Genomic DNA, 22,894 nt, shown 5'->3' with positions numbered 1-22,894 from the left:
CCGGATCGAGGAGAGACAGAAAGAGAGCACAAAATGGGTTTCAAGATCGCAGTCGCCGGTGCAACCGGCAATGTCGGCAGGGAGATGCTGTCCATCCTCGCGGAACGCGGCTTTCCAGCCGGTGAAGTCGTAGCGCTGGCTTCAGCCCGCTCGCAGGGCACGGAAGTTTCCTTTGGTGACAAGACGCTGAAGGTCTCCAATCTCGAGAATTACGATTTCTCCGATACCGACATCTGCCTGATGTCGGCTGGCGGCGACGTCTCCAAGAAGTGGTCGCCGAAGATCGGCGCGCAGGGCTGCATCGTCATCGATAACTCGTCCGCCTGGCGCTACGACTCCGAAGTGCCGTTGATCGTGCCGGAAGTAAACCCGGATGCAATAAGCGGCTTTTCCAAGAAGAACATTATCGCCAACCCCAACTGCTCGACCGCCCAACTCGTCGTGGCGCTGAAGCCGCTGCATGACTTCGCCAAGATCAAGCGCGTCGTCGTCTCGACCTATCAGTCCGTCTCCGGCGCCGGCAAGGAAGGCATGGACGAACTTTTCACCCAGACCCGCGCCGTCTTCGTTGCCGACCCGATCGAGGCGAAGAAGTTCACCAAGCGCATTGCCTTCAACGTCATTCCGCATATCGATGTGTTCATGGAGGACGGATATACGAAGGAAGAGTGGAAGGTTCTTGCCGAAACCAAGAAGATGCTCGACCCGAAGATCAAGGTGACCTGCACCGCCGTGCGGGTTCCGGTCTTCATCGGTCATTCGGAATCGGTCAATATCGAATTCGAGAACGAGATCACCGCCGACCAGGCCCGCGATATCCTGCGTGAGGCCCCGGGTTGCCTGGTCGTGGACAAGCGCGAGAACGGCGGCTATGTCACGCCTTACGAATGCGCTGGCGAGGATGCGACCTACATTTCCCGCATCCGCGAAGATGCAACAGTTGAAAACGGTCTCAACATCTGGGTCGTTTCCGACAACCTGCGCAAGGGTGCCGCGCTGAATGCCGTGCAGATCGCCGAGTTGCTCGTCAATCGTGGCCTGATCAAGCCTCGCAAGGCCGCCGCCTGATTGGTGATAGCTTTATTAAGCATATTCCGATAGAAACTCCTGCCAGATATGGCGGGAGTTTCTCGTATTCGAGACACTTCACGAACTATTCATGAGCGGGTGAGTTGCTAATATTTGCAACCACCGCCATAAGGCCGATAACATATTCCCGGGCGCTTGCAGCCGAGCGCTCCGGCTCACGACGGGCTAACCGCAATGAAGAAGATTATACTGGCAGGACTGATCGCAACTGGTTTTCTGAGCGTCACTCCAGCCTTGGCCGCACCTCAATGCGGCAACGATTCCTCTGGTTTTGCCCGCTGGGTTGAAGACTTCAAGCGGGTTGCCCCCTCAAGCGGCGTCAACCCGTCCGTCGTCGAAAGGGCGTTCGCCAACATCTCCTACAATCGCGAAACGATCCGCGCCGACCGCGGTCAGAAGAGCTTCAAGCTCTCCTTCGATGAATTCATGCGCAAGCGTGGTGGCGCGACCATCATCTCCCGCGGCAAGAGCATGAGGTCCGGCAATGCCTCACTCTTCGCTTCGATCGAACGCCGTTACGGCGTGCCCGCCGGTCCGCTGATCGCCATCTGGGGCATGGAAACGGGTTTTGGCAGCTTCATGGGCAACCAGCACACGCTGTCGGCGGTCGCCACGCTCGCCTATGACTGCCGCCGCTCTGCCTATTTTACTGAGCAGCTTTATGCCGCTCTCCAACTCGTCGCCCGCGGCGATCTGAGCATTTCTGCCCGCGGCGCCGCTCATGGAGAAATCGGGCAGACCCAGTTCCTGCCGTTGAACGTCGTCCGTTACGGCACCGACGGTGACGGCGACGGCCATATCGACATGGTCCGCTCGCGCGCCGACGCGCTTGCCTCGACCGCCAACTTCCTGCGCGGTCATGGCTGGAGGGCCGGTGCCGGATACCAACCGGGGGAACCGAATTTCGCCGCCATCCAGGGCTGGAATGCCGCCTCGGTCTATCAGCGGGCGATCGCCCATATCGGCGGCCAGATCGACGGCCTGCAGACGAGTTCCCGCTGAGATTCAGGCCGAGGCTTGCTCGGCCTCGATCGGCGGTTCGTCGAGATCGGGGCGGACAAAATCGCCCTTACTGTTCATCACCCAGAGTTCCCCGGTGGAAATATCGAACCAGGCACCATGAATGCTGAGTCCGCCTTCTTCTCCGCGATTCTTCACGAAAGGAAATGTCTGCAGATTGGCGATGGAATTACGGATGGAGACCCGTTCCAGCGCCGTCTGGCGTTCGGCCGGCGTCATGAACGCGTTATTCTGGATCTGTTCAGCCGCGGGCCGCACGAGGCTCATCCATCTGCCGATGAAATCGCCCGGCGACAGCGGTTCCGTGGAGGGATCCAGCGCCGCCTGAATGCCGCCGCAACGGCCATGGCCCATGACAACGATATTGCGGATCTTCAGGACTTGAACCGCATATTCCAGCGCGGCCGAAGTGGCATGAAACTGGCTATCCGGCTCGTAGGGCGGCACCATGTTGGCGACATTGCGCACGACGAAGAGCTCGCCGGGACCACAGTCGAAGATGGTCTCCGGAGCAGAACGTGAATCGCAACAGGCGATGACAAGGGTGTGAGGTTTCTGCCCGGTCTCCGCCAATGCCCGGTAGCGATCGCGTTCGTCGCTATAGCGCCCGTTCATGAAGTTGCGATAGCCCGCCAGAAGTCTGTCTGGAAAGTCCGTCATGTACCAAGGATTATCGTGCCGCTCGCCGAAGATCAACGGCCATTCTGCAATTGCGAGACGGGCCGCTTATCGCTTCACCCGTTGCAACGGATGCACGAGCCGGCGCATTTGCACCATGGCCATGGGCGCGGAAAGGCTCGACGCATCCGTTTCGAGCGTCAGCTCGTCGCCGCCGCGCTTGGCCGTGCGAGCGAGAATCTCGAAAACGCTGGCGGTGGCAAGCTGCAGCGCTTTTTCCTCATCCATACCTGCAAGGATTCGCCCCAAGAAAAGTGCGCTCATGAGATCACCGAGACCGTTCGGCGGATTGTCGATCAGCCGGTGCTCGGCAAGCAGTGCGTGTTTTCCGGTGAGATAGAGGTTTCCCGTCCCGCCCGCCATCATCGGCACGGCCGACGTCACCAGGATGCGAGGCGGCCCGAGCGCGACTGCCGCGTCCATGATCGCGTTGTTGGTTTCGAGCGGCGCACCGGAAAGCCAGGCCAGCTCATAGCGGTTCGGGGTCGCGATTGTCGCGAGCGGGATGAGCTCGTCGCGGATCGCTTCCGCTGTCGGCTGCGGGATATAGAGTCCGCCGAGATCACCCATGACTGGATCGCAGACATAGAGAAGGTCGGGATTTCTCTCCTTCAGCGCGCGGATGAGCCGCGCAACCGAGCGCGGCTGGGCCGCATTGCCGAAATAGCCGGTCAGCACCGCCTTCACCTCGCCGAGCCATGGCGCGCGGATGAGATCGCCTATAGCCTTGTCGAAGTCTGATTCGGGAAAGGTCAGCCGCGTGGAAGGCCCGTGACCCGGATGCCAGGGAAGGACGATGGTCGGCATGGCCCAAACGGGAAACCCGAGGATTTCCAATGCGAAGACAGCGGCTCTGTTGCCGACCGAGCCCCGCACGACATGGCTGGAGATGACGATGACGGCATTGCTGGTATCCATGGGTCTGATTTCCCGCTTCGAGGCCCTGTTGATGGTTTCTTCGGCCGGTTATGTCAACAAGGCTTCACGGAAGAATAGAAGGTCTGTTGCGCACTGACATGGATCGGCCACGTTGCCGCATGATGACATGAGATGAATTTATTCGATCTTTGAACGGAAAAGGGGAGAGGGGCATGGCCGCCAGGCAGAATCCGAAGCGGGAAAAGCAGATCGAAAGCGCACGCAAAATCGCCGCTGAAAGCAAGGGACCGCATCTCGATCCGTTCATACTATTTGGCCGGGCCAGCAATGACGATCTTGAGAACTATACGCCCGAAATGCTGGCCCGCTCGGCGAGACATGCGGCCGAACGGTTGCAGGCCTGGACGCGGATCCGGGCGGATATCACGGTGGAGACCTTATCCGGCGTTGAGCCGAACGGCGTGCCGGTTTCGGTGCTGACCGTCGTTGACCGGAACATGCCCTTCCTCTTCGATTCGATCATGGGCGAGGTGACCGCGACCCATCGTGACCTCTTCATGGCGGTCCACCCGATCCTCAATTTGGAGCCGGGAAAAGAACCGGTTCTGCGTTCCACCGAGCAGCCCGGGAATCCGGCTCATCATGTGAGCCTCATCCAGATCCACATTGCGCCGCTGAACCGGGAGCAGGCGACGGCGCTCACCGAGCGTATCCGCCACATCCTCGACCAAGTGCATCTGGCGATCACCGATTGGGCCTCCATGTTGGAGGTGCTGGAGGGGGCAGCAAAGCAGCTCAACAATTCCGCGAGCCGTAAAAAATCTGATCGGGAGGAGGCGCTCGCCTTCCTTGACTGGCTACGCGACGACAATTTCACCTTCCTCGGCATGCGTGAATACGTCTATTCTGGCAAGGGCCCGGAAGCGAAGCTCGAACGCGGCAAGGGCCGCGGCTTGGGCATCCTTTCCGATCCGGACGTTCTCGTGCTGCGCCAGGGCAAGGACGCGGTGATGACAACGCCGGAAATCCTGGAATTCCTCGACGGACCGGATTTCCTCATCGTCACCAAGGCGAATGTGAAATCGGTCGTCCACCGACGAGCCTATATGGACTATGTCGGCGTCAAGCGCTTCGATGAAAAAGGCGAGGTCGTCGGCGAATTGCGCATCGTCGGTCTTTTCACGGCGACTGCCTACACTCACTCCGTTCGCGAAATCCCGCTTCTGCGCGCCAAGGCGGCCCGGATCGAGGAGCATTTCGGCTTCGACCCCGACAGCCATTCCGGCCGCATGCTGGAAAACACGCTGGAATCCTATCCCCGCGACGACCTTTTCCAGATCGATCCGGACCTGCTTGCGAGGTTTTGCGAGCAGATCATGGAACTGAGCGAGCGCCCCCGTGTCCGGATACTGCCGCGCATCGATCATTTCGACCGTTTCGTCTCGGTGATCGTCTATGTGCCACGCGAGGACTACAACTCGCTGGTCCGCGAGAAGGTGAGCGATTACCTCGCCAGTGTCTATGACGGCCACGTCTCCGCCTATTATCCGGCCTTCCCGGAGGGCGGGGTCGCGCGCGTCCATGTCATCATCGGCCGGCGCGGCGGCAAGACGCCACGAATCGCCCAGGTGAAGCTGGAAGAGGCGATCCGCCTGATTGCCACGCCCTGGGAAGAACGTTTCGCCATGCTGGCAAAGGAAGGCCCGCGCCTTTCCGTCACTCAGGCCTTCCAGGAGACCTTTACGCCCGAGGAAACCTTTGCCGACCTGCCCGATATCGCAGCATGCGCTGCCGGCGAGACGATCCGCATCGCCTTCTACCGCCGCCCGGACGAGGTCGCAAACACCGTCTCCCTGAAGATCTTCCACAAGGATCAGCACTTGTCGCTCTCCCGCCGAGTGCCTTTGCTGGAAAACCTCGGATTCCATGTGGTCAGCGAGCAGACGTTCGAAATCCATGTCGGGCCGGAAAGCAAGCTCGTCGTGCTGCACGACATGGAATTGCAGCTCAATAACGCCCGCGCGGTCGATCTTTCCCGCGAGGGGCCGCTGCTCGAGGAGGCATTCCTGTCCGCCTTCGGCGGCCTGATCGATAACGATGGCTTCAATCGGCTCGTCCTGCTCGCCGGTCTTTCAGCCCGCGAAGTCACGGTCTTGCGCGCCTACGCCAGATATCTGCGTCAGGCCGGCATCGTCTACTCGCAGACCTATATCGCCGATACGCTCACCAGATATCCGGCGATCGCTGCCGCCATCTTCCGCCTTTTCCGCGACGGCTTCGATCCGAAAATTGCCGAGAAGACCCGCGCCAAGAAGCTCGCGGATATCCATGCGGAGATCGAGGAGGCGCTTTCCAGCGTGCCCAACCTGGACGAGGACCGGACATTCCGCCGGTATGTCAATGCGGTCGATGCGACGCTGCGCACCAACTACTTCCAGCGTGAGATCGACGGCTCGCCAAAGAGGATGCTGGCCTTCAAGCTCGATCCGAAACTGCTCGACGGCCTGCCGGAACCGCGCCCCTTCCGGGAAATCTTCGTCTACGGAACGGAAGTGGAGGGCGTGCACCTGCGCTTCGGCAAGGTGGCGCGCGGCGGCATCCGATGGTCCGACCGCGGCGAGGACTATCGCACCGAAATTCTCGGCCTCGTGAAGGCGCAGCAGGTCAAGAACGCCGTCATCGTGCCGGTCGGCGCGAAAGGCGGCTTTTTCCCGAAGGCGCTGCCTGCAGGCGGCTCGCGTGAGGAAATTTTCAATGCGGGGAAAGAGGCCTACAAGACCTTCATCCGCACGCTCCTCTCGATCACCGACAACATCACCGGTGCAGACGTGGCCGGCCCGGAAAACACGATCCGCATCGATGGCGACGATCCCTATTTCGTCGTGGCGGCCGACAAGGGCACGGCGACCTTCTCCGACACGGCCAATGCTCTAGCGCAGGAAGCCGGCTTCTGGCTGGACGACGCCTTCGCCTCCGGCGGTTCCGCAGGCTACGATCACAAGAAGATGGGCATCACCGCCCGCGGTGCCTGGGAGGCCGTGAAACGGCATTTCCGGGAGAGGGACATCGACATCCAGACGACGCCGTTCACCGTCGTCGGCGTCGGCGACATGTCGGGCGATGTCTTCGGCAACGGCATGCTGCTGTCGCGTAAGATCAGGCTCGTTGCCGCCTTCGATCACCGCGACATCTTCATCGATCCCGATCCGGATACCGAAAAGTCGTTCGCCGAGCGGGAACGCCTGTTCGCGCTGCCGCGCTCGAGCTGGCAGGATTACGACCGCAAGGCGCTCTCCGAAGGCGCGATGATCATTTCCCGTTCGGAAAAGTTGGTAAAGCTGACTAAGGAAGCCGCAGCGGCAATCGGCATCGACAAGACGGCCGCAACGCCCTTCGAAATCATGATGGCGATCCTGAAAAGCCCGGCCGACCTGCTCTGGTTCGGCGGCATCGGCACCTACATCAAGGCGGCGTTCGAGACCGATGCCGAAGTGGGCGACCGCGCCAACGATCCGATTCGTATAGCGGCCGACGAAGTGCGCGCCAAAGTGATCGGCGAGGGTGCCAATCTCGGCATGACCCAGAAGGGTCGCATTGCCTATTCGCTTGCCGGCGGCCGCTGCAATTCCGATGCGATCGACAACTCCGCCGGCGTCAACTGCTCCGACGTCGAGGTCAACATCAAGATTGCGTTGAATTCGGCCATGCAGGATGGACGCCTGACGCGCGACAAGCGCAACCGCCTCCTGGCCTCGATGACCGACGAAGTGGCCGGCCTCGTCCTTCGCAACAACTATCTCCAGCCGCTGGCGATCTCGCTGGCGGAACGGAAGGGCCTCGCCAACCGGGAGGAATTGTCCCGCCTCATGTCCGTGTTGGAGGCCCGGGATCACCTGAACCGCAAGGTGGAAACCCTGCCGGACGATGCCGAACTCGCGGAACGGTATCTGTCCGGTCGGCCGCTCACCAGGCCGGAAATCGGCGTGCTGCTCTCCTACGCGAAGATCATGCTTTTCGATGCGCTGGTCGAAAGCAGCCTTCCGGATGATCCCTATTTCTCCGCGGTGCTGCAGGCCTATTTCCCGGCCAGAATGCAGAAGCCTCATGCGGCTGATATCGCAAACCACCGCCTGCATCGCGAGATCATCGCCACCGTGCTCGGCAACGAAGCGATCAACCGCGGCGGGCCAGGCTTCATACAGCAGATGAGCGACATGACCGGGGCCACGGCCGCGAATATCGTGAAAGCTGCCTTCTTGGCGCGGGACGGTTTCGACCTGCCGAAGCTCTGGGCCGAGATCGACGCGCTGGACGGAAAGATTGCCGGCCAGACGCAGAACGATCTTTACGCCCGGATCAGTGAAATCTTCGCGGAAGCCACGCGGCTCATCCTTCAGACACAGGTCGGTACGGGCGACATGGATGGGGCGATGAGTCGGCTCAAGGCTGCGATCAAAGGATTGCGCTCCTCGATCAACGGCGCTGGCGCCGTTGAAATGGCCGCTCGTGCCTCTGAGCTTGAAGCCCAGGGCGTTCCCGCTTCGCTCGCCCGGGAGGTCACGCTGCTTTCGATCCTTGTCCTAGTGCCCGAGATCATGCTGATCGCCGACCGGACGGGCGAGACCATGGCGCGCGCCACCGAAAGCTATTTTTCGGCAACCGAAACCTTCCGTGTCAACCGGCTCCTCGCGGCCGGCAGCCGGATCGGCACGTCGGACCACTATGAAAGCCTGGCGCTTTCCCGCAGCCTGCAGCAGATCGCTGCGGCCCGACGCGATATCGTCATCGCCGCGCTGGCCGCCTATCCGAAGGAAAAGAAGCCGCTGGAAGCCTGGGTGAGCAATGATCGCATGCACGTGAACCGCATCGGCGCCGAACTGGTGGCATTAAGCGAAAGCAGCGATCTGACGCTTCCCAAGATCATGGTTGCGGCGGGCCTGCTCAGCGATCTTGCGCATGGCCCGGTGGCGTAGCGCGGGTGCTGAGAGGTGGCTGACGTGGGGGAAAAGATGGCCGTTTCTCACATGGATAATGCGCCGGTGAAAACGCAACGGCGCGGTATCTGGGGCTGGATGCTCTTTGACTGGGCGGCGCAGCCGTTCTTCACGGTTGTCACCACCTTCGTCTTTGGCCCCTATTTCGTGTCGCGCCTGACCAGTGATCCGGTTTCAGCGCAGGCCGCCTGGAGCAACATGGCGACGATCTCCTCGATCGTCATCGCCATCCTCTCACCGGTCCTGGGCTCGATCGCCGACCAGTCCGGTCCCCGCAAGCCATGGATCGCCGTCTTCGCCGCCATCAAGATCACCTCGGTCGCCCTGCTCTGGTTCGCAGCTCCCGGCTCGCCGATCATCTGGCCGATCTTCTTCATGATCTTCGCTTCGATCGCCGCGGAATTCTCGACCGTCTTCAACGATTCCATGATGCCGCGCCTGGTTTCCAAGGACGAAATCGGCAAGGTTTCCAACATTGCCTGGGGTCTCGGCTATCTTGGCGGCATGATCGTGCTGATGGCGGTCGTCGCACTGCTCGCCGCCAATCCGGAAACCGGCGTGACGCTGATCGGCCTGCCGCCGCTCTTCGGCCTCGACCCGCATCTTGGCGAAGACGCCCGCATCACCGGCCCCATATCGGCCCTCTGGTATTTCCTCTTCATCCTGCCGATGTTCCTCTTCACACCGGATGCGGGAAGGGGCGCACCGCTCGGCAAGGCCGTCCGCTCGGGCCTGCGCGAACTCGGCGGCACCTTGCGGGAACTGAAAAGGCGGACCGGCATCACGAAATTCCTGGTCGCGCGCATGCTGTATCAGGATGGCGTCAATGGCCTGCTCATTCTCGGCGGGACGTTTGCGGCCGGCATGTTTGGTTGGGCAACGATCGAGATCGGCATCTTTGGCATCATCCTGAACGTCGTGGCGATCTTCGGTTGCATCGCGGCCGGTTGGTTCGATCGATTCCTCGGATCCAAGGTCGTCGTGATCATCAGCCTGATACTGCTGCTTGTCGCAACACTCGGCATCATTTCCACAGGCCCGGGCTTCGTCTTCTTCGGCCTTCTCCCGCTCTCGATGGAAGACAGCGGCGGTCTGTTCGGCACGGCCGCAGAAAAAGCCTATATTCTCTTCGGGCTGCTGATCGGCCTCGCCTTCGGCCCGGTCCAGGCTTCATCGCGATCCTATCTGGCGCGCAGCGTCAGCCTATCCGAAGCTGGCCGTTATTTCGGCATCTACGCGCTTTCCGGCCGCGCCACGAGCTTCATGGCAACGCTCTTCTTCTCGATAGTGACCTATGCCAGTGGCTCTGCCCGGCTCGGCATGTCGACGCTGATGATCTTCTTGCTGGCCGGCCTGGCGCTCCTGCTGATCACACCCTATCCCGCCGATAAGCCGAAGCAGACTCCGGCTCAATAGCTTCGGTCCTAGTGCCGGAAATGCCGCATGCCGGTGAAGACCATCGTGACATTGTGCTCGTCGGCGGCGGCGATCACCTCCTCGTCCCGCATCGAGCCGCCTGGCTGGATGACGGCCGTAGCACCAGCCGCGATCGCCGACAGCAGCCCGTCTGCAAAAGGGAAGAAAGCTTCGGACGCGACAGCCGATCCCTTGGTCATCGGCTCGGCCCATCCCATGGCCTTGGCCGCCTCTTCCGCCTTGATGGCGGCGATGCGGGCGGAATCGACCCGGCTCATCTGGCCGGCGCCGATACCGGCTGTCTGGCCGTCCTTCGCATAGACGATGGCGTTTGACTTCACGTGCTTTGCCACCTTGTAGGCGAACTTCATGTCTTCCAGTTCGGTTGGCGTCGGCGCGCGCTTGGTGACAACGCGCAGGTCGATGTCCTCGATCATGCCGTTGTCCCGGGTCTGGACGAGGAGGCCGCCGGAAACGGTCTTGGCCGTGATACCCCGCGAACGCGGGTCCGGCAGGCCGCCGGTCACCAGCAAGCGGAGGTTAGGCTTCTTGGCAATCACCGCTTTCGCCTCTTCCGAGACTTCCGGCGCAATGATGACTTCCGTGAAGAGCTTCACGATTTCTTCGGCCGTCTCGCCGTCGAGGAGTTGGTTGAGTGCAATGATGCCGCCGAAGGCAGATGTGGAATCGCAGGCGAGGGCGCGGAGATAGGCATCCTTCAGCGTCGGGCCGGTCGCAACGCCGCAGGGGTTGGCGTGCTTGATGATCGCACATGCGGGACCTTTGCCCTGCGAGAACTCCGCGATCAATTCGAAGGCGCCGTCGGTATCGTTGATATTGTTATAGGAAAGCTGCTTGCCCTGCAGGAGCTTGGCGGTCGCGACGCCTGGGCGGTTCTCGCCGGTCACGTAGAAGCCGGCGCTCTGGTGCGGGTTTTCGCCATAGCGCATTTCTTCCTTCAGAACGCCGCCGATTGTCCGGTAGCGCGGCATTTCAATGTCGAGCGCCTCGGCAAACCAGTTGGAGATTGCCGTGTCATAGGCAGCCGTACGGGCATAGGCCTTGGCCGCCAGCTTCTGGCGGAAAGCGTAGGCCGTCTGGCCGTCGCTGGTGCGCAGCGCCTCGATCACTGCCGGATAGTCGGACGGATCGACGACAATCGTTACATAGGCATGGTTCTTGGCGGAAGCACGGATCATCGCCGGCCCGCCGATATCGATGTTTTCGACCGTTGTCGGATAGTCGCCGCCGGCGGCGCGCACTTCCTCAAATGGATAGAGGTTGATGACGGCGAGATCGATGCCTTCGATGCCGTGTTCCTTCATTGCTGCCACATGCTCCTGATCGTCACGGATGGCCAGCAATCCGCCATGCACGTTCGGATGCAGGGTCTTTACCCGGCCGTCCATGATTTCCGGGAAACCCGTGACCTCCGAGACGTCCGTGACCGGCAGGCCGGCGGCCGCAATCGCCTTGTGCGTCCCGCCCGTCGACAGGAGTTTCACACCCTGGGCGACCAGCGCCTGGGCAAGTTCGACAATGCCTGTCTTGTCGGAGACAGAAAGCAGCGCGGTCCGGATTTTCACGCGGTCGGGAGCAGGGATTTTCTTGGAAACGACAGCCATCGGTCTCTCCTCAAAATGCGCCGCTGAACCCGGCGCCATCAAAAGATGGCCGCCGGTTAGCATAGCTTCGCTCCTGAGGAAACGCCTAATCCATCTCCCCCGGAAGTGCGGGCCGGTTTCGGCATAACGACAGGTAGAATAACAAGAGATTGAACCGCGCTGCGCGTTAATCTCCGCGCCTCAGCATCCAGCGGATTTCCGATGTCTCCGGTGGCGAAAATTCGATGACGAGCTGCTGACTCGGCCTGACGCCGGAGACATCTGCAAAGAAGATATCCTCCTCTATCAGCACATCGAGACCGGGGGCGGCAAAAATCCAGGTCTCGCCATCCGGCGCCCGCATGACGACGCTTTCCTCATCGCGCCGGGAAAGCACGATAGCCGGATGGATATGAAAACGCGCCGCAGCCGCGAATGGCCCGGTTTCGGGTCCTTTGTCTTCCGGCAGGAACAACCGGTCATGGCCCTTGATCTTGTCGCCCTTGACGTTGAGACCGATCTCACGTTCGTGAAAATAGCCGAACTCGCGCACATAGCCATTGTGGCGAGCGCGCAGCCAGTCGTTGCCATGCATATCGTCCCACCGCTCGACCTCCACCTCCGATACGCCGCCGAGCAGGATCGGCCCGGCAAACCTGGAGCGGACGATGCGGCTGGACGAGGTCTCGTTGAGTGTCACGGTCGAATGGGCAGCCGTCGACCGGGCGACCTGCCGGTAGCTGCGGCTGGCATATTTTGGTGCTCCGCAGTTAACGATGAAGCGGTGCCGACCGGCTGACATCTCGAAGGAAAGACAGCCGGCATGCGCACTGCGCGAAAGTTCGGCGGAAAGCGAATGCCCTGTATCAACGATCAGCGTGGTCCCTTCCACCGAAAGCCGGTGATAGTTCATGTGCGGCAGGGCCTTGAATGGCTTGCCTGCGGTCTCGTCATATCTCAGGACCGACATCAGCTCGCTCGCTGGCGTCGAACTCGCTCCGTTGAACAGCGCAAGGTCACCGTCCTGATGCCGGAAGAACCGAAGCGCCGGATACATGCGGTCGATCGTCGGAATGAGTTTCTGCGGTAGATCGTGGCCGAGGTTGATATAAGTCTGGCGAAGAGGCAGGAGATCGATCAGGAGATTGAGGACCGCGCGGGGATTGCGCGATATGTGACCACCATCCGCCATGATCTGCCGCTCCAGTTCGCGGTCAAGCCGGATGCCCTCGCGACGGATATGGGCGGCGCGCGCCGGCATCGAAACCGAAGCCATCGCAAGCGCGATCCGGAGCCTAAGCCGCGTCTCCCCTTCCGGCAGGCAGCCGGCTATCTTCCTCAGGTATCCGACCTGGTAGGCAAGGCTTCTCATGAAGCGCCGATAGAATCCCGCCTCCGCTCCCTGCAGCACCACGGTTGAATGAGAGAGCCAGGCGATCACCCGTTCTGCTGCGACATTCGCCTCCCAGGCAATGCCTTTCGGACGCCGGCCATGCAATGCGATCCAGTCTGACACCATCTGCCGTGCATGGGCGCAGGTTGCTTCCGTCTTGTTGGTACGGATATGCCTGAGCCAGGCAAAGGAATGGAGCCGCTCGGCAAAGGCGCGGGACGGAAGCTCGATGGAAAAGGGCGACTCACCAAATGTTTCGAGAATTCTCCCGGCCAGCGGGAAACGATCTTCCAGGATTTCTTCCGCCACGAAAGAATCGAGGGCCCTCAGATCCGTCGGCGCGACAATCAGCCTGTCCGGCACCTGAAGGGCAGAAGATGTCACAGCCAGACGAATTCCGGCCGACCGCCGGCAAAGGCGGCGCCAGATTTCCCGAATGCCGTAGGAGAAAAGCCTCCGGCGATCCGCGAGCCGCATCGTCAATCTGGAACACTCCGCAGGAATCCGGTCTCCGCCTGTCGGCGGGAATCACTTTAGATCATTCGAAAGAATGCGCGCCGTATGGTGAATAAAGCCTTACCGACGCTGAAGCACACTCGCGAAGAACCCGTCCATGCCGCCCGCAAAATTTTCGTCGCCTGGCAGCATGGCCGGCGTGGTGCGGAATTCTCCGAGTGGCGAGATTGCTTCTCCAAGCCCTGGCCAGTCCCTGGGATCTACGGGCAAACGCTGCAGGTCCGGATGATCCCCGAGCACGCGCGCAACCAGTTCCTCTCCCTCAGACGGATCGAGAGAGCAGTTGGAGAAGACGATCATGCCGCCCGGCTTCACCAGCGTGACGGCGTGGCGCAACATCCTTTCCTGCAATGCAGCGAGCTTGGCGATATCCTCCGGCCCCTTGGTCCAGAGCACGTCCGGATGCCGGCGCGTCGTGCCGGTGGAGGAACAGGGGGCATCGAGCAGCACGCCGTCCAGCGGTTCCTCCGGGCGAAAATCGAACAGATCGCCACCCACCAGATCGGCCTGGAGCCCGAGTCGCTTCAGGTTTTCCTCAAGCCGGACAAGCCGGTTGGCGGACTGCTCGACCGCCATCACGTGGGCGCCGGCAAGAATGAGCTGCGCCGTCTTGCCGCCCGGCGCCGCACAGAGATCGGCCACCTTTTTCCCCTTGAGATCGCCGAACAGTCTGGCGGGAATGCTCGCCGCCGCATCCTGCACCCACCACGCTCCCTCTTCGAACCCTTCGAGCGCGGACACCGCCCCCTGAAAAGCGGCCAGCCGGACGCTGCCGGTCGGCAGGACCTTGCCGCCGAGTTTTTCCGCCCAAGCTTTGGGATCGGATTTCACCGTCAGGTCGATGGCCGCAGGCACGAGTTGCGCCTCCGCGATGCGCTCGGCCTCTGCCTCGCCATAGGCGGCGACGAGCCGCTCGCGGAACCAGGGTGGCACCGGCGAAACCGCGGCGGTCTTCGAGAGCATCTCCTCCCTCTCCCGCACCATCCGGCGCAGAACCGCATTCACCAGCTTGGCGAAACGGCGGTTACGGGGATCGCGATTGGCCTGCTCGACGGCGAGGTCGACCGCCGCATGCGAGGGAACATCGAGATACAGGATCTGCGCGGCGGCCGCGACGAGCACGTGATGAAGCGCACGCGCGCCTTCCGGCAGGGGATTATCGATTAGGGAAGCGATCGCCGCTTCTATGCGGGGCAGATGGCGGAGCGCAGAGGTCAGGATCGCCCGCGTCAGTGCCCGGTCGGCGTCATTGAGCGCCCTATAGGCGGGATTGCCATGGACCGGATCGAGCATGCCATCGAGCGAAATCTTTTTATCGACGACGGCCGCCAGCAGTTTGGCGGCCGTGGCTCGAACCTCCAATCCGGGCTTCGGAAGGCTTTCGCCTCCAGCAGTGGGGGCCGTTTCTCTGCGGTATCCCGGTGGTTTGGAAGGTTTCTTTTTTTTCTTCTTGTCGTTCAAGACCAGGGACCTTTGCGCGGTTCGTCCGAGCCGCGGCCCCAGCCGGAATTTGAGCCGGTATTCGGGACGGAGCGCGCGGTGCGCTGCGGTCTATCAGTCCCGAACCCGGCCGTCGAGGTGGCCTGGCGGAACTCGCCCGCCATCTGCTGCAGGGCGGCGATACGGTTTTCCGTATTCGGGTGCGTCGAGAACAGATTGTCCATGCGCTCGCCCGAGAGCGGATTGATGATGAACATATGAGCTGTCGCCGGATTGCGCTCGGCTTCATAGTTCGGGATCACATGTGCCGCATTGGCGATCTTGGCGAGCGCCGAGGCCAGCCAGAGCGGGTTGCCGGAGATTTCCGCGCCGCGCCGGTCGGCCGAATATTCGCGCGTGCGGCTGATTGCCATCTGCACGAGCATCGCCGCAAGCGGTGCGACGATCATCGCCACCAGCACGCCGATGAATCCGAGCGGGTTGTTGTTGTCGCGATTGCCGCCGAAGAAGAAGGCGAAGTTGCCGAGCATGGAGATTGCGCCGGCAAGTGTCGCGGTGATCGTCATGGTCAGCGTATCGCGGTTCTGGATATGCGCGAGCTCGTGCGCCATCACACCGGCGACCTCTTCATGCGTCAGGCGCTGCAGCAGCCCGGTCGATGCGGCAACGGCGGCATTCTGCGGGTTACGGCCGGTCGCAAAAGCGTTCGGCTGCGGATTGTCGTAGATATAGACCTTTGGCATCGGCAGGCCGGCATTGGCCGCAAGATCGCGGATCATGGTGTAGAATTCCGGCGCGGTGCGCGCATCGACTTCCTTGGCGTGATAGGCCGAAAGCACGAGCTTGTCGGAATTCCAGTAGGAAAACACGTTCATGCCGGCAGCGATCAGCAGGGCGATCATCATGCCGCTCTGCCCGCCGATCAGGAACCCGACCCCCATGAACAGGGCCGTCATGAAGGCCAGAAGCATGGCGGTGCGTATCATGTTCATCGTCATCTCTCCAGTTGCCGGTATTACGAGGGGTTTTACCATGCCGGCGAACGTCCTATCATGTGGTCAATTCAACCACAGTTTTCAATAAACCATCCAGTGATGGAAAAGATGCAAGATCCAGACAACGACAACATCGACAAGACACCGGAAGAGAGCGCTGCAGGGAAACCGCTATCGCCCGCGGCGCAACGCGCCCTGAAGGAAGCCGAAGAACGCCGGCAAGCTGCCGCCAATGCGGAGATGCCGAAGGAAATCGGCGGCCGCGGCGGCGCGGACCCCGCCCGCTTCGGCGACTGGGAGATCAACGGCCGCGCAATCGATTTCTAGGGCGGAACGCAGGAGGGTGTCAGCTGTGTTTTGGCGACACCTCGCTTTATGGATAAGTAAATATTCCTATTGACTTGAGTCATGGATCGGAATTTATTCCTTTCATGATCAAGAGACTTCTGATTCTCGCTGGTTTCTCCGCGGTGCTCACCACCGAAGCCTCGGCACGCGACGAGATTTCGGGACCGGTCGCCGCCGAAATTCTGCGCGTGATCGATGGCGATACCCTGCTTGTCGAAGCGCAGCCTTGGCCACAGCAGAAGATGGAAGTCTATGTCCGCATCCGCGGCATCGATACGCCGGAGCTCCGTTCCAAATGCGCCAAGCTCCGCCGAATTGGCCTTGATGCTCAGCATGCGCTGCAAATGCTCGCAGGCGCATCACGTCAAATTCAGCTCACCCGCATTTCAGGGGACAAATATTTCGGCCGCATCGTCGCCGACGTCACGCTTTCCGATGGCCGGAGCGTCGCCGACAATCTGCTCCTCGCCGGTCTGGCGCAGAGCTACGACGGCGGACGCAAGCCGCGACAGGTTTGCGAGACGAATTGATTCAACCTTGAGATTTAAGCAGTTGCTTGAATTAGGTGGCGCGCAAACTTACCCTTCCTGCGGGGGATAAGTATGAAACGGCCGACAATCTTGATCTGTATCCTGACCGCTCTTGCAGCCTCGACAACCTATGCCCAGAGTTCGCGAAAGAGCTGCAAGCAGGTCGACAGTTGTGAGGAAGCGGTCGAGATCTGGTGCGAAGGATATCGCCGGGCCGATGCGGACAAAGACGGCATTCCCTGCGAAAACATCTGCCATACGCGGGAACAAGTCGAGGAAATCCGATCCCGCATCGGATGCTGAAAGGCCGCCCGGAGATCCAGGCGGCCTTCCTGTGATCAGCCCGCCTTGTTCTGGCGGTTGGCGATCAGGTCGTCCACGACGGCCGGATCGGCGAGCGTCGATGTATCGCCGAGCGAGCCGAAATCGTCCTCGGCGATCTTGCGCAGGATGCGGCGCATGATCTTGCCGGAGCGGGTCTTTGGCAGACCGGGCGAGAACTGGATCTTGTCCGGCGTCGCGATCGGACCGATTTCCTGGCGAACATGCTTGGCAAGTTCCTGCCGCAGCGCATCCGTGCCGTCGTTGCCGGCCATCAGCGTCACGTAGCAATAAATGCCCTGGCCCTTGATATTGTGCGGATAGCCAACGACTGCGGCTTCCGACACCAGATGATGCGAAACGAGCGCCGATTCGACTTCCGCCGTACCGAGGCGATGGCCGGAGACGTTCAGCACGTCGTCGACGCGGCCGGTGATCCAGTAATAGCCGTCCTCGTCGCGGCGGCAGCCGTCACCGGTGAAATATTTCCCCTTGTAGGTGGAGAAATAGGTCTGCACGAAGCGGTCGTGATCGCCATAGACCGTGCGCATCTGGCCCGGCCAGCTATCGGTGATGCAGAGATTGCCGTCGGCAGCACCTTCCAGAACATTGCCCTCGTTGTCGACAAGCTGCGGCTTGATACCGAAGAAGGGTTTGGTGGCCGAACCCGGTTTCATGTCGGTCGCGCCGGGCAGCGGCGTGATCATGTGGCCGCCGGTTTCCGTCTGCCACCAGGTATCGACGACCGGGCAGCGCCCGTCGCCGACGACGTTGTAATACCATTCCCAGGCTTCCGGGTTGATCGGCTCGCCGACCGTGCCGAGCAGGCGCAGGCTGGAACGCGAGGAGCGTTTCACGAATTCGTCGCCGGCGCCCATCAGCGAACGGATCGCCGTCGGCGCCGTGTAGAAGATGTTGACCTTGTGCTTGTCGACGATTTCCCAGAAGCGGCCCTGGTCCGGGAAATTCGGCACGCCCTCGAACATCAGTGACGTGGCGCAGTTCGCAAGCGGACCGTAGACGATGTAGGAATGGCCGGTCACCCAGCCGACATCCGCCGTGCACCAGTAGATGTCGCCGTCGTGATAATCGAAAACATATTCGTGGGTCATTGCCGCGTAGACGAGATAACCACCGGTCGTGTGCAGCACGCCCTTGGGCTTGCCGGTGGAACCCGACGTGTAAAGGATGAAGAGCGGGTCTTCGGCCTTCATCTTCACCGGCTCGCAATGTGGCTTCACGCTGGCGATTTCCTGGTGATACCAGAGGTCGCGGCCGGGCGCCCAGTTCGTCTTGCCGCCAGTACGACGCACGACGAGCACCTTGTCGACCGTCACATACTGCCGGGCAGCGATATGGATGGCGGTATCGGTATTTTCCTTGAGCGGCACCGGCTTGCCGCCGCGCACGCCCTCGTCGCAGGTGATGACGAAGGTGGACTCGCAGTCGACGATGCGGCCGGCCAGTGCTTCAGGCGAAAAGCCGCCGAAGACCACCGAATGGACCGCCCCTATGCGGGCGCAGGCGAGCATCGCATAGGCCGCTTCCGGGATCATCGGCATGTAGATGGTAACCCGGTCGCCCTTCTTGACGCCGTGCTTCTTCAGCACGTTGGCCAGCCGGCAGACCTGATCGTAAAGCTGGTTATAGGTGATCTTCTTGTCGATATAGGGGTTGTCGCCTTCCCAGATCAGCGCAGTGCGCTCCCCATGCGTCTTCAGGTGGCGGTCGATGCAGTTGTAGGAGACGTTGGTGAGCCCATCCTCGAACCACTTGATCGAAACCTTGCCCTTGAACGACGTGTTCTTGACCTTGGTGTAAGGCTTGAACCAGTCGATGCGCCGACCGTGCTTGCCCCAGAACTTGTCCGGATCTTCGATGCTCTCCTCATACCACTTTTCGTATTTTTCCTTGTCGATCAAAGCGCGCGCTTTAACGGGCTTGAGCACCGGATAAATTTTTTCGGACATGAATACCTCCCATTCGAAATGCCGAAGCCAAGGTCAGACTTTAGCGATTTGTGCCGCATTCATAACAGGTGGAGCAACCCGGACAATTAGACGAATGGTCATTTTGTTTGAGATTTGCAATTCTGACCCATTCCGGTTATAGAGCCACATGAATTCCCGGAAATTGTGGTTGATACCCACGGCCCGCGACACCGGCGCGGACGGACAGAGGAACTATACCTATGGCTCAACAATTGCTTATGCCGAAAGCGACTGCGGTCTGGCTGGTCGACAACACGGCCCTTTCCTTCGACCAGATCGCCCAGTTCTGCAAGCTGCACCCGCTCGAAGTGAAAGCAATTGCCGATGGCGAAGCGGCGCAGGGCATCAAGGGCCTCGATCCGATCGCCACCGGGCAGCTTTCCCGCGACGAGATCGCCCGGGGAGAGGCGGATGTGAACTACAAGCTGAAGCTTTCCGAGCCCAAGGTACGCGTGCCGGAATCGAAGCGCCGTGGCCCGCGCTATACGCCGGTCTCCAAACGCCAGGATCGTCCGAACGCAATCCTCTGGCTGGTCCGCAATCACCCGGAACTCAAGGATGCCCAGATTTCCCGCCTCGTCGGTACCACCAAGTCGACCATCGAACAGATCCGTGAGCGCACCCACTGGAACTCGGCCAACCTGGCACCGATGGATCCGGTCACCCTCGGCCTCTGCAGCCAGATTGATCTCGACCTGGAAGTGGAAAAGGCTTCCAAGGGCCGACCGCCGCCGAACTCGGTGCATCTTTGCAGCCTGCGTCCGAAACCGAGAATCTCGACTTCGGTTATCGCAGTGAGCGCGAGGAAGAAAAGGAAATCGATGCGGATGCGGTTTTCGCAAAGCTTAGTTCGCTGAAATCCAACCGCCGCGAAGAGGATGAAGAAGACGATCGCTTCTGAGCGGACTGTCAAATTCCCGGCGACAGACACGACAAGCCCCGGAACGCTTCCGGGGCTTGTCGATTCGGATCTCAGGCGGTCTGTTTCAGGCCGCCTCCCTCATGCGCATAGCCGTTTGCCTTCAGGATCGCGGTGATCTCGGCGAGGATCGCCGGATCGTCGATCGTTGCCGGCATTTTCCACGGCATCCCGTCGGCGATTTTCTGCATCGTGCCGCGCAGGATCTTGCCGGATCGCGTCTTGGGCAACCGGTCAACGACCATCACCGTCTTGAAGGCCGCAACCGGGCCTATTTCGTTCCGAACCAGTTCCACGACCTCTTTTTTGATCATCGCATGGTCGCGCGTGATGTTGTGCTTCAATACCACGAAACCGCAGGGCACCTGTCCCTTCAGCTGGTCGGCAACGCCGATAACGGCACACTCGGCGACATCCGGATGCATGGCGCAGACCTCTTCCATCGAACCCGTCGAAAGCCTGTGCCCGGCGCAGTTGATGACATCGTCGGTCCGGGCCATGACGAAGACATAGCCATCCTGGTCGATCATGCCTGCATCGGCAGTCTTGTAGTAGCCCGGAAACTCTTCCAGGCACGCCTTGCGGAAGCGATCATCGGCCTCCCAGAAGCTGACGAGGCAGCCAGGCGGCAAAGGAAGCTTGACGGCGATATTGCCGAGCGTGCCGGGCGGCACCGGATGTCCGGCATCGTCCAGAACGTCGAGCGCATAACCCGGCATCGGTCGGGTGGGCGAGCCGTGCTTGACCGGCATGAGGCCAAGACCGGCCGTGTTTGCGGCAATCGCCCAGCCCGTTTCCGTCTGCCACCAATGATCGATCACAGGGATTCCGAGCTGCTGTTCTGCCCATTTCAGTGTTTCCGGATCGGCGCGCTCCCCCGCAAGGAACAGCGCCTGCAGGCTGGAAATGTCGTACTTTGCGATATACTCCCCTTCCGGATCTTCACGGCGGATCGCGCGGAATGCCGTCGGCGCCGTGAAGAGGACTTTCACTCTATGCTCATTGATTACGCGCCAGAATGTGCCGGCATCGGGCGTGCCGACCGGTTTTCCTTCGAACAGTACGCTCGTCGTGCCCGCCAGTAGCGGCCCGTAGACGATGTAGGAATGGCCGACCACCCAACCGATGTCCGAGGCCGTCCAGAAGACATCGCCAGGCTTCAGGCCGTAGATATTCTCCATGCTCCAGCGGAGTGCCGCCATGTGTCCGCCATTGTCGCGCACAACGCCCTTCGGCTGACCGGTGGTTCCCGACGTGTAGAGGATATAGAGCGGATCGGTCGCCTTGACCGGTACGCAGGGCACTTGCGTGCCGTTGACTTTTTCCGCCTCGATGGCCTCGGCGAAATCCCGGTCGCCGTGTTCATAACGCAGCGGCGCATGCAACTGGTCGCGCTGCAGGATCAGGCAATAGTCGGGCTTTGTTTTCGCCATATCCACCGCCTGATCGAGAAGCGGCTTGTAGGCCACCACCCGCCCGGGCTCCAGACCGCAGCTTGCGCTGATCACCACCTTGGCCTTGGAATCGTCGAGCCGAGCAGCCAGCTCATGGGCCGCGAACCCGCCGAACACAACCGAATGGATCGCTCCGAGCCGCGCGCAGGCCAGCATGGAAAATACCGCTTCGGGTATCATCGGCATGTAGATGATGACCCGGTCGCCTTTTTCGACGCCATGGTTACGCAGCACGGCGGCGATCGCCTGGACCTCCGACAGCACCTCGGCATAGCTGAAAGTCTCCCTGGCGCCCGTCATGGCACTGTCGTAGATAAAGGCCGGGACTTTACCTTGGCCGGCAGCGACGTGTCGGTCGAGGCAGTTATAACAGGTGTTCGTCTCGCCGCCGGGGTACCATCGTCCATAGACGCCCTGGTCCTTGACGAAGATCGCCTCCGGCTCTTTGAACCAGTCGATCGCAGCAGCAGCTTCGCGCCAGAAATTTTCCGGATCCTTCTGCCAAGCCTCGTAGACCTTGAGATAACGGCTTTGCATCTGCACCTCCCGCAATAAGCTAGCCTAGATCAGCCAATCTAGGGTGCGGGAGGAGTGGGGGAAACCCCGACGAAAGCGCTAGGGACTTGACAAAAATCTATTCTCGCGCGCCGAAGATCGCCGAGCCGACCCGAACGCTGGTCGCTCCGAATTCGATGGCGGTCTCAAAATCACCGGACATGCCCATCGAAAGCTTCTCGACGCCACTTTCCCGGGCGAGCCTGGCGAGGAGGGCGAAATGCGGCCCGGGATTCTCTTCCGCCGGCGGAATGCACATCAGCCCTTCGATCGAAAGGCCGAGCTCTTTTCGGCAGAACTCCACGAAACGCGAGGTCTCTTTTGGCTCGATACCAGCCTTTTGCGGCTCCAGCCCCGTATTCACCTGAACATAGAGGCGGGGCGTCCGATTCTGCTTTTTCATCTCCTCAGCGAGTACCCGGGCGATCTTTTCCCGGTCGACAGTCTCGATCACATCGAACAATGCGACAGCATCGGCGGCCTTGTTGGATTGCAGCGGGCCGATCAGATGCAGCTCGATATCCCGCGTCTCGGCCTTCAGGGCGGGCCATTTGCCCTGGCTTTCCTGGATCCGGTTCTCACCGAACACCCGCTGGCCTGTGGCAATGACCGGACGGATATGCTCGACATCGAAAGTCTTGGACACGGCCACGAGGGTCACCGAACCGGCTGGTCGCCTGGCCTGACGCTCCGCCTTCTCGATCCGCGCTTTCACATCCTGCAGCCGTTCCTCGACACTCATGATCCGACCT

Annotated in this window: 16 protein-coding genes and 1 pseudogene; 8 read left to right on the top strand and 9 right to left on the bottom strand. The window is 60.9% G+C overall.

Annotation, left to right across the window (positions count from 1 at the left end):
- Nucleotides 1-33 precede the first annotated feature (33 nt).
- Nucleotides 34-1,068 (top strand): aspartate-semialdehyde dehydrogenase, encoded by a 1,035-nt coding sequence (locus tag ABK249_RS25145; protein WP_037154082.1) that lies wholly within the window; start codon nt 34-36, stop codon nt 1,066-1,068.
- Between the two features lie 195 nt (nt 1,069-1,263).
- Nucleotides 1,264-2,091, top strand: a complete 828-nt coding sequence (locus tag ABK249_RS25140; RefSeq protein ID WP_037154080.1) for a lytic murein transglycosylase — start codon at nt 1,264-1,266, stop codon at nt 2,089-2,091.
- A 3-nt stretch (nt 2,092-2,094) separates the two neighbouring features.
- Here ABK249_RS25140 and ABK249_RS25135 read toward each other — a convergent pair whose 3' ends face one another.
- Nucleotides 2,095-2,769: a carbonic anhydrase gene (locus ABK249_RS25135; RefSeq protein ID WP_348864344.1), complete on the bottom strand. Its 675-nt coding sequence runs from the start codon at nt 2,767-2,769 to the stop codon at nt 2,095-2,097.
- A 66-nt stretch (nt 2,770-2,835) separates the two neighbouring features.
- Nucleotides 2,836-3,705 (bottom strand): pyridoxal kinase PdxY, encoded by an 870-nt coding sequence (gene pdxY, locus ABK249_RS25130; protein ID WP_348864342.1) that lies wholly within the window; start codon nt 3,703-3,705, stop codon nt 2,836-2,838.
- Between the two features lie 173 nt (nt 3,706-3,878).
- Between pdxY and ABK249_RS25125 the strand changes: the two genes are divergently transcribed.
- Both ABK249_RS25125 and ABK249_RS25120 read left to right on the top strand, forming a co-directional pair.
- Nucleotides 3,879-8,639 carry an NAD-glutamate dehydrogenase gene (locus ABK249_RS25125; protein ID WP_348864341.1) on the top strand — a complete coding sequence of 1,587 codons (4,761 nt, stop codon included), beginning with the start codon at nt 3,879-3,881 and terminating at the stop codon, nt 8,637-8,639.
- Nucleotides 8,640-8,675: 36 nt separating this feature from the next.
- A complete protein-coding gene (locus ABK249_RS25120; RefSeq protein WP_227704616.1) occupies nt 8,676-10,076 on the top strand; it encodes an MFS transporter in 1,401 nt (466 codons plus the stop codon).
- A gap of 8 nt (nt 10,077-10,084) precedes the next feature.
- On the opposite strand, the gene purH is transcribed toward ABK249_RS25120, so the two are convergent.
- From purH to htpX, 4 genes are all read right to left on the bottom strand, one after another.
- Nucleotides 10,085-11,701, bottom strand: coding sequence for a bifunctional phosphoribosylaminoimidazolecarboxamide formyltransferase/IMP cyclohydrolase (gene purH, locus ABK249_RS25115; protein WP_037154366.1), 1,617 nt, complete (start codon nt 11,699-11,701; stop codon nt 10,085-10,087).
- A 166-nt stretch (nt 11,702-11,867) separates the two neighbouring features.
- The gene (locus ABK249_RS25110) at nt 11,868-13,550 is read right to left on the bottom strand and encodes a heparinase II/III family protein (protein WP_348864361.1); all 1,683 of its coding nucleotides are present in this window, start codon (nt 13,548-13,550) and stop codon (nt 11,868-11,870) included.
- 99 nt (nt 13,551-13,649) lie between these two features.
- Nucleotides 13,650-14,951: an RsmB/NOP family class I SAM-dependent RNA methyltransferase gene (locus ABK249_RS25105; protein ID WP_227704618.1), complete on the bottom strand. Its 1,302-nt coding sequence runs from the start codon at nt 14,949-14,951 to the stop codon at nt 13,650-13,652.
- Between the two features lie 95 nt (nt 14,952-15,046).
- Nucleotides 15,047-16,021, bottom strand: coding sequence for a zinc metalloprotease HtpX (gene htpX, locus ABK249_RS25100; protein ID WP_037154067.1), 975 nt, complete (start codon nt 16,019-16,021; stop codon nt 15,047-15,049).
- A gap of 111 nt (nt 16,022-16,132) precedes the next feature.
- Here htpX and ABK249_RS25095 point away from each other — a divergent pair, with 111 nt between their 5' ends.
- From ABK249_RS25095 to ABK249_RS25085, 3 genes are all read left to right on the top strand, one after another.
- A complete protein-coding gene (locus tag ABK249_RS25095; RefSeq protein WP_348864340.1) occupies nt 16,133-16,351 on the top strand; it encodes a DUF1674 domain-containing protein in 219 nt (72 codons plus the stop codon).
- Nucleotides 16,352-16,455: 104 nt separating this feature from the next.
- Nucleotides 16,456-16,902, top strand: a complete 447-nt coding sequence (locus ABK249_RS25090) for a thermonuclease family protein (protein WP_037154062.1) — start codon at nt 16,456-16,458, stop codon at nt 16,900-16,902.
- 72 nt (nt 16,903-16,974) lie between these two features.
- Nucleotides 16,975-17,205, top strand: a complete 231-nt coding sequence (locus tag ABK249_RS25085; protein ID WP_037154060.1) for an excalibur calcium-binding domain-containing protein — start codon at nt 16,975-16,977, stop codon at nt 17,203-17,205.
- Nucleotides 17,206-17,240: 35 nt separating this feature from the next.
- On the opposite strand, the gene acs is transcribed toward ABK249_RS25085, so the two are convergent.
- Nucleotides 17,241-19,193, bottom strand: coding sequence for an acetate--CoA ligase (gene acs / locus ABK249_RS25080; RefSeq protein WP_037154057.1), 1,953 nt, complete (start codon nt 19,191-19,193; stop codon nt 17,241-17,243).
- Nucleotides 19,194-19,414: 221 nt separating this feature from the next.
- Between acs and ABK249_RS25075 the strand changes: the two are divergent.
- A pseudogene (locus tag ABK249_RS25075) lies at nt 19,415-20,115 on the top strand (DUF1013 domain-containing protein).
- Between the two features lie 71 nt (nt 20,116-20,186).
- Here the strand turns inward: ABK249_RS25075 and ABK249_RS25070 are convergent.
- Complete coding sequence (locus ABK249_RS25070; protein ID WP_348864339.1) at nt 20,187-22,124, bottom strand: propionyl-CoA synthetase; 1,938 nt, start codon at nt 22,122-22,124, stop codon at nt 20,187-20,189.
- Nucleotides 22,125-22,221: 97 nt separating this feature from the next.
- Nucleotides 22,222-22,884: a YggS family pyridoxal phosphate-dependent enzyme gene (locus tag ABK249_RS25065; RefSeq protein ID WP_348864338.1), complete on the bottom strand. Its 663-nt coding sequence runs from the start codon at nt 22,882-22,884 to the stop codon at nt 22,222-22,224.
- Between the last annotated feature and the right edge of the window lie 10 nt (nt 22,885-22,894).

The organism is Neorhizobium phenanthreniclasticum, assembly GCF_040066075.1.
Classification (GTDB): domain Bacteria; phylum Pseudomonadota; class Alphaproteobacteria; order Rhizobiales; family Rhizobiaceae; genus Neorhizobium; species Neorhizobium petrolearium.
This window is presented reverse-complemented; position numbering and strand designations above follow the sequence as displayed.

Bases quoted from the DNA above. Each gene is read 5' to 3' on its own strand.
- ABK249_RS25145 (WP_037154082.1), top strand. From the start codon at position 34: ATGGGTTTCAAGATCGCAGTCGCCGGTGCAACCGGCAATGTCGGCAGG.
- ABK249_RS25140 (WP_037154080.1), top strand. From the start codon at position 1,264: ATGAAGAAGATTATACTGGCAGGACTGATCGCAACTGGTTTTCTGAGC.
- ABK249_RS25135 (WP_348864344.1), bottom strand. From the start codon at position 2,769: ATGACGGACTTTCCAGACAGACTTCTGGCGGGCTATCGCAACTTCATG.
- pdxY (WP_348864342.1), bottom strand. From the start codon at position 3,705: ATGGATACCAGCAATGCCGTCATCGTCATCTCCAGCCATGTCGTGCGG.
- ABK249_RS25125 (WP_348864341.1), top strand. From the start codon at position 3,879: ATGGCCGCCAGGCAGAATCCGAAGCGGGAAAAGCAGATCGAAAGCGCA.
- ABK249_RS25120 (WP_227704616.1), top strand. From the start codon at position 8,676: ATGGCCGTTTCTCACATGGATAATGCGCCGGTGAAAACGCAACGGCGC.
- purH (WP_037154366.1), bottom strand. From the start codon at position 11,701: ATGGCTGTCGTTTCCAAGAAAATCCCTGCTCCCGACCGCGTGAAAATC.
- ABK249_RS25110 (WP_348864361.1), bottom strand. From the start codon at position 13,550: ATGCGGCTCGCGGATCGCCGGAGGCTTTTCTCCTACGGCATTCGGGAA.
- htpX (WP_037154067.1), bottom strand. From the start codon at position 16,021: ATGAACATGATACGCACCGCCATGCTTCTGGCCTTCATGACGGCCCTG.
- ABK249_RS25095 (WP_348864340.1), top strand. From the start codon at position 16,133: ATGCAAGATCCAGACAACGACAACATCGACAAGACACCGGAAGAGAGC.
- ABK249_RS25090 (WP_037154062.1), top strand. From the start codon at position 16,456: ATGATCAAGAGACTTCTGATTCTCGCTGGTTTCTCCGCGGTGCTCACC.
- ABK249_RS25085 (WP_037154060.1), top strand. From the start codon at position 16,975: ATGAAACGGCCGACAATCTTGATCTGTATCCTGACCGCTCTTGCAGCC.
- acs (WP_037154057.1), bottom strand. From the start codon at position 19,193: ATGTCCGAAAAAATTTATCCGGTGCTCAAGCCCGTTAAAGCGCGCGCT.
- ABK249_RS25070 (WP_348864339.1), bottom strand. From the start codon at position 22,124: ATGCAAAGCCGTTATCTCAAGGTCTACGAGGCTTGGCAGAAGGATCCG.
- ABK249_RS25065 (WP_348864338.1), bottom strand. From the start codon at position 22,884: ATGAGTGTCGAGGAACGGCTGCAGGATGTGAAAGCGCGGATCGAGAAG.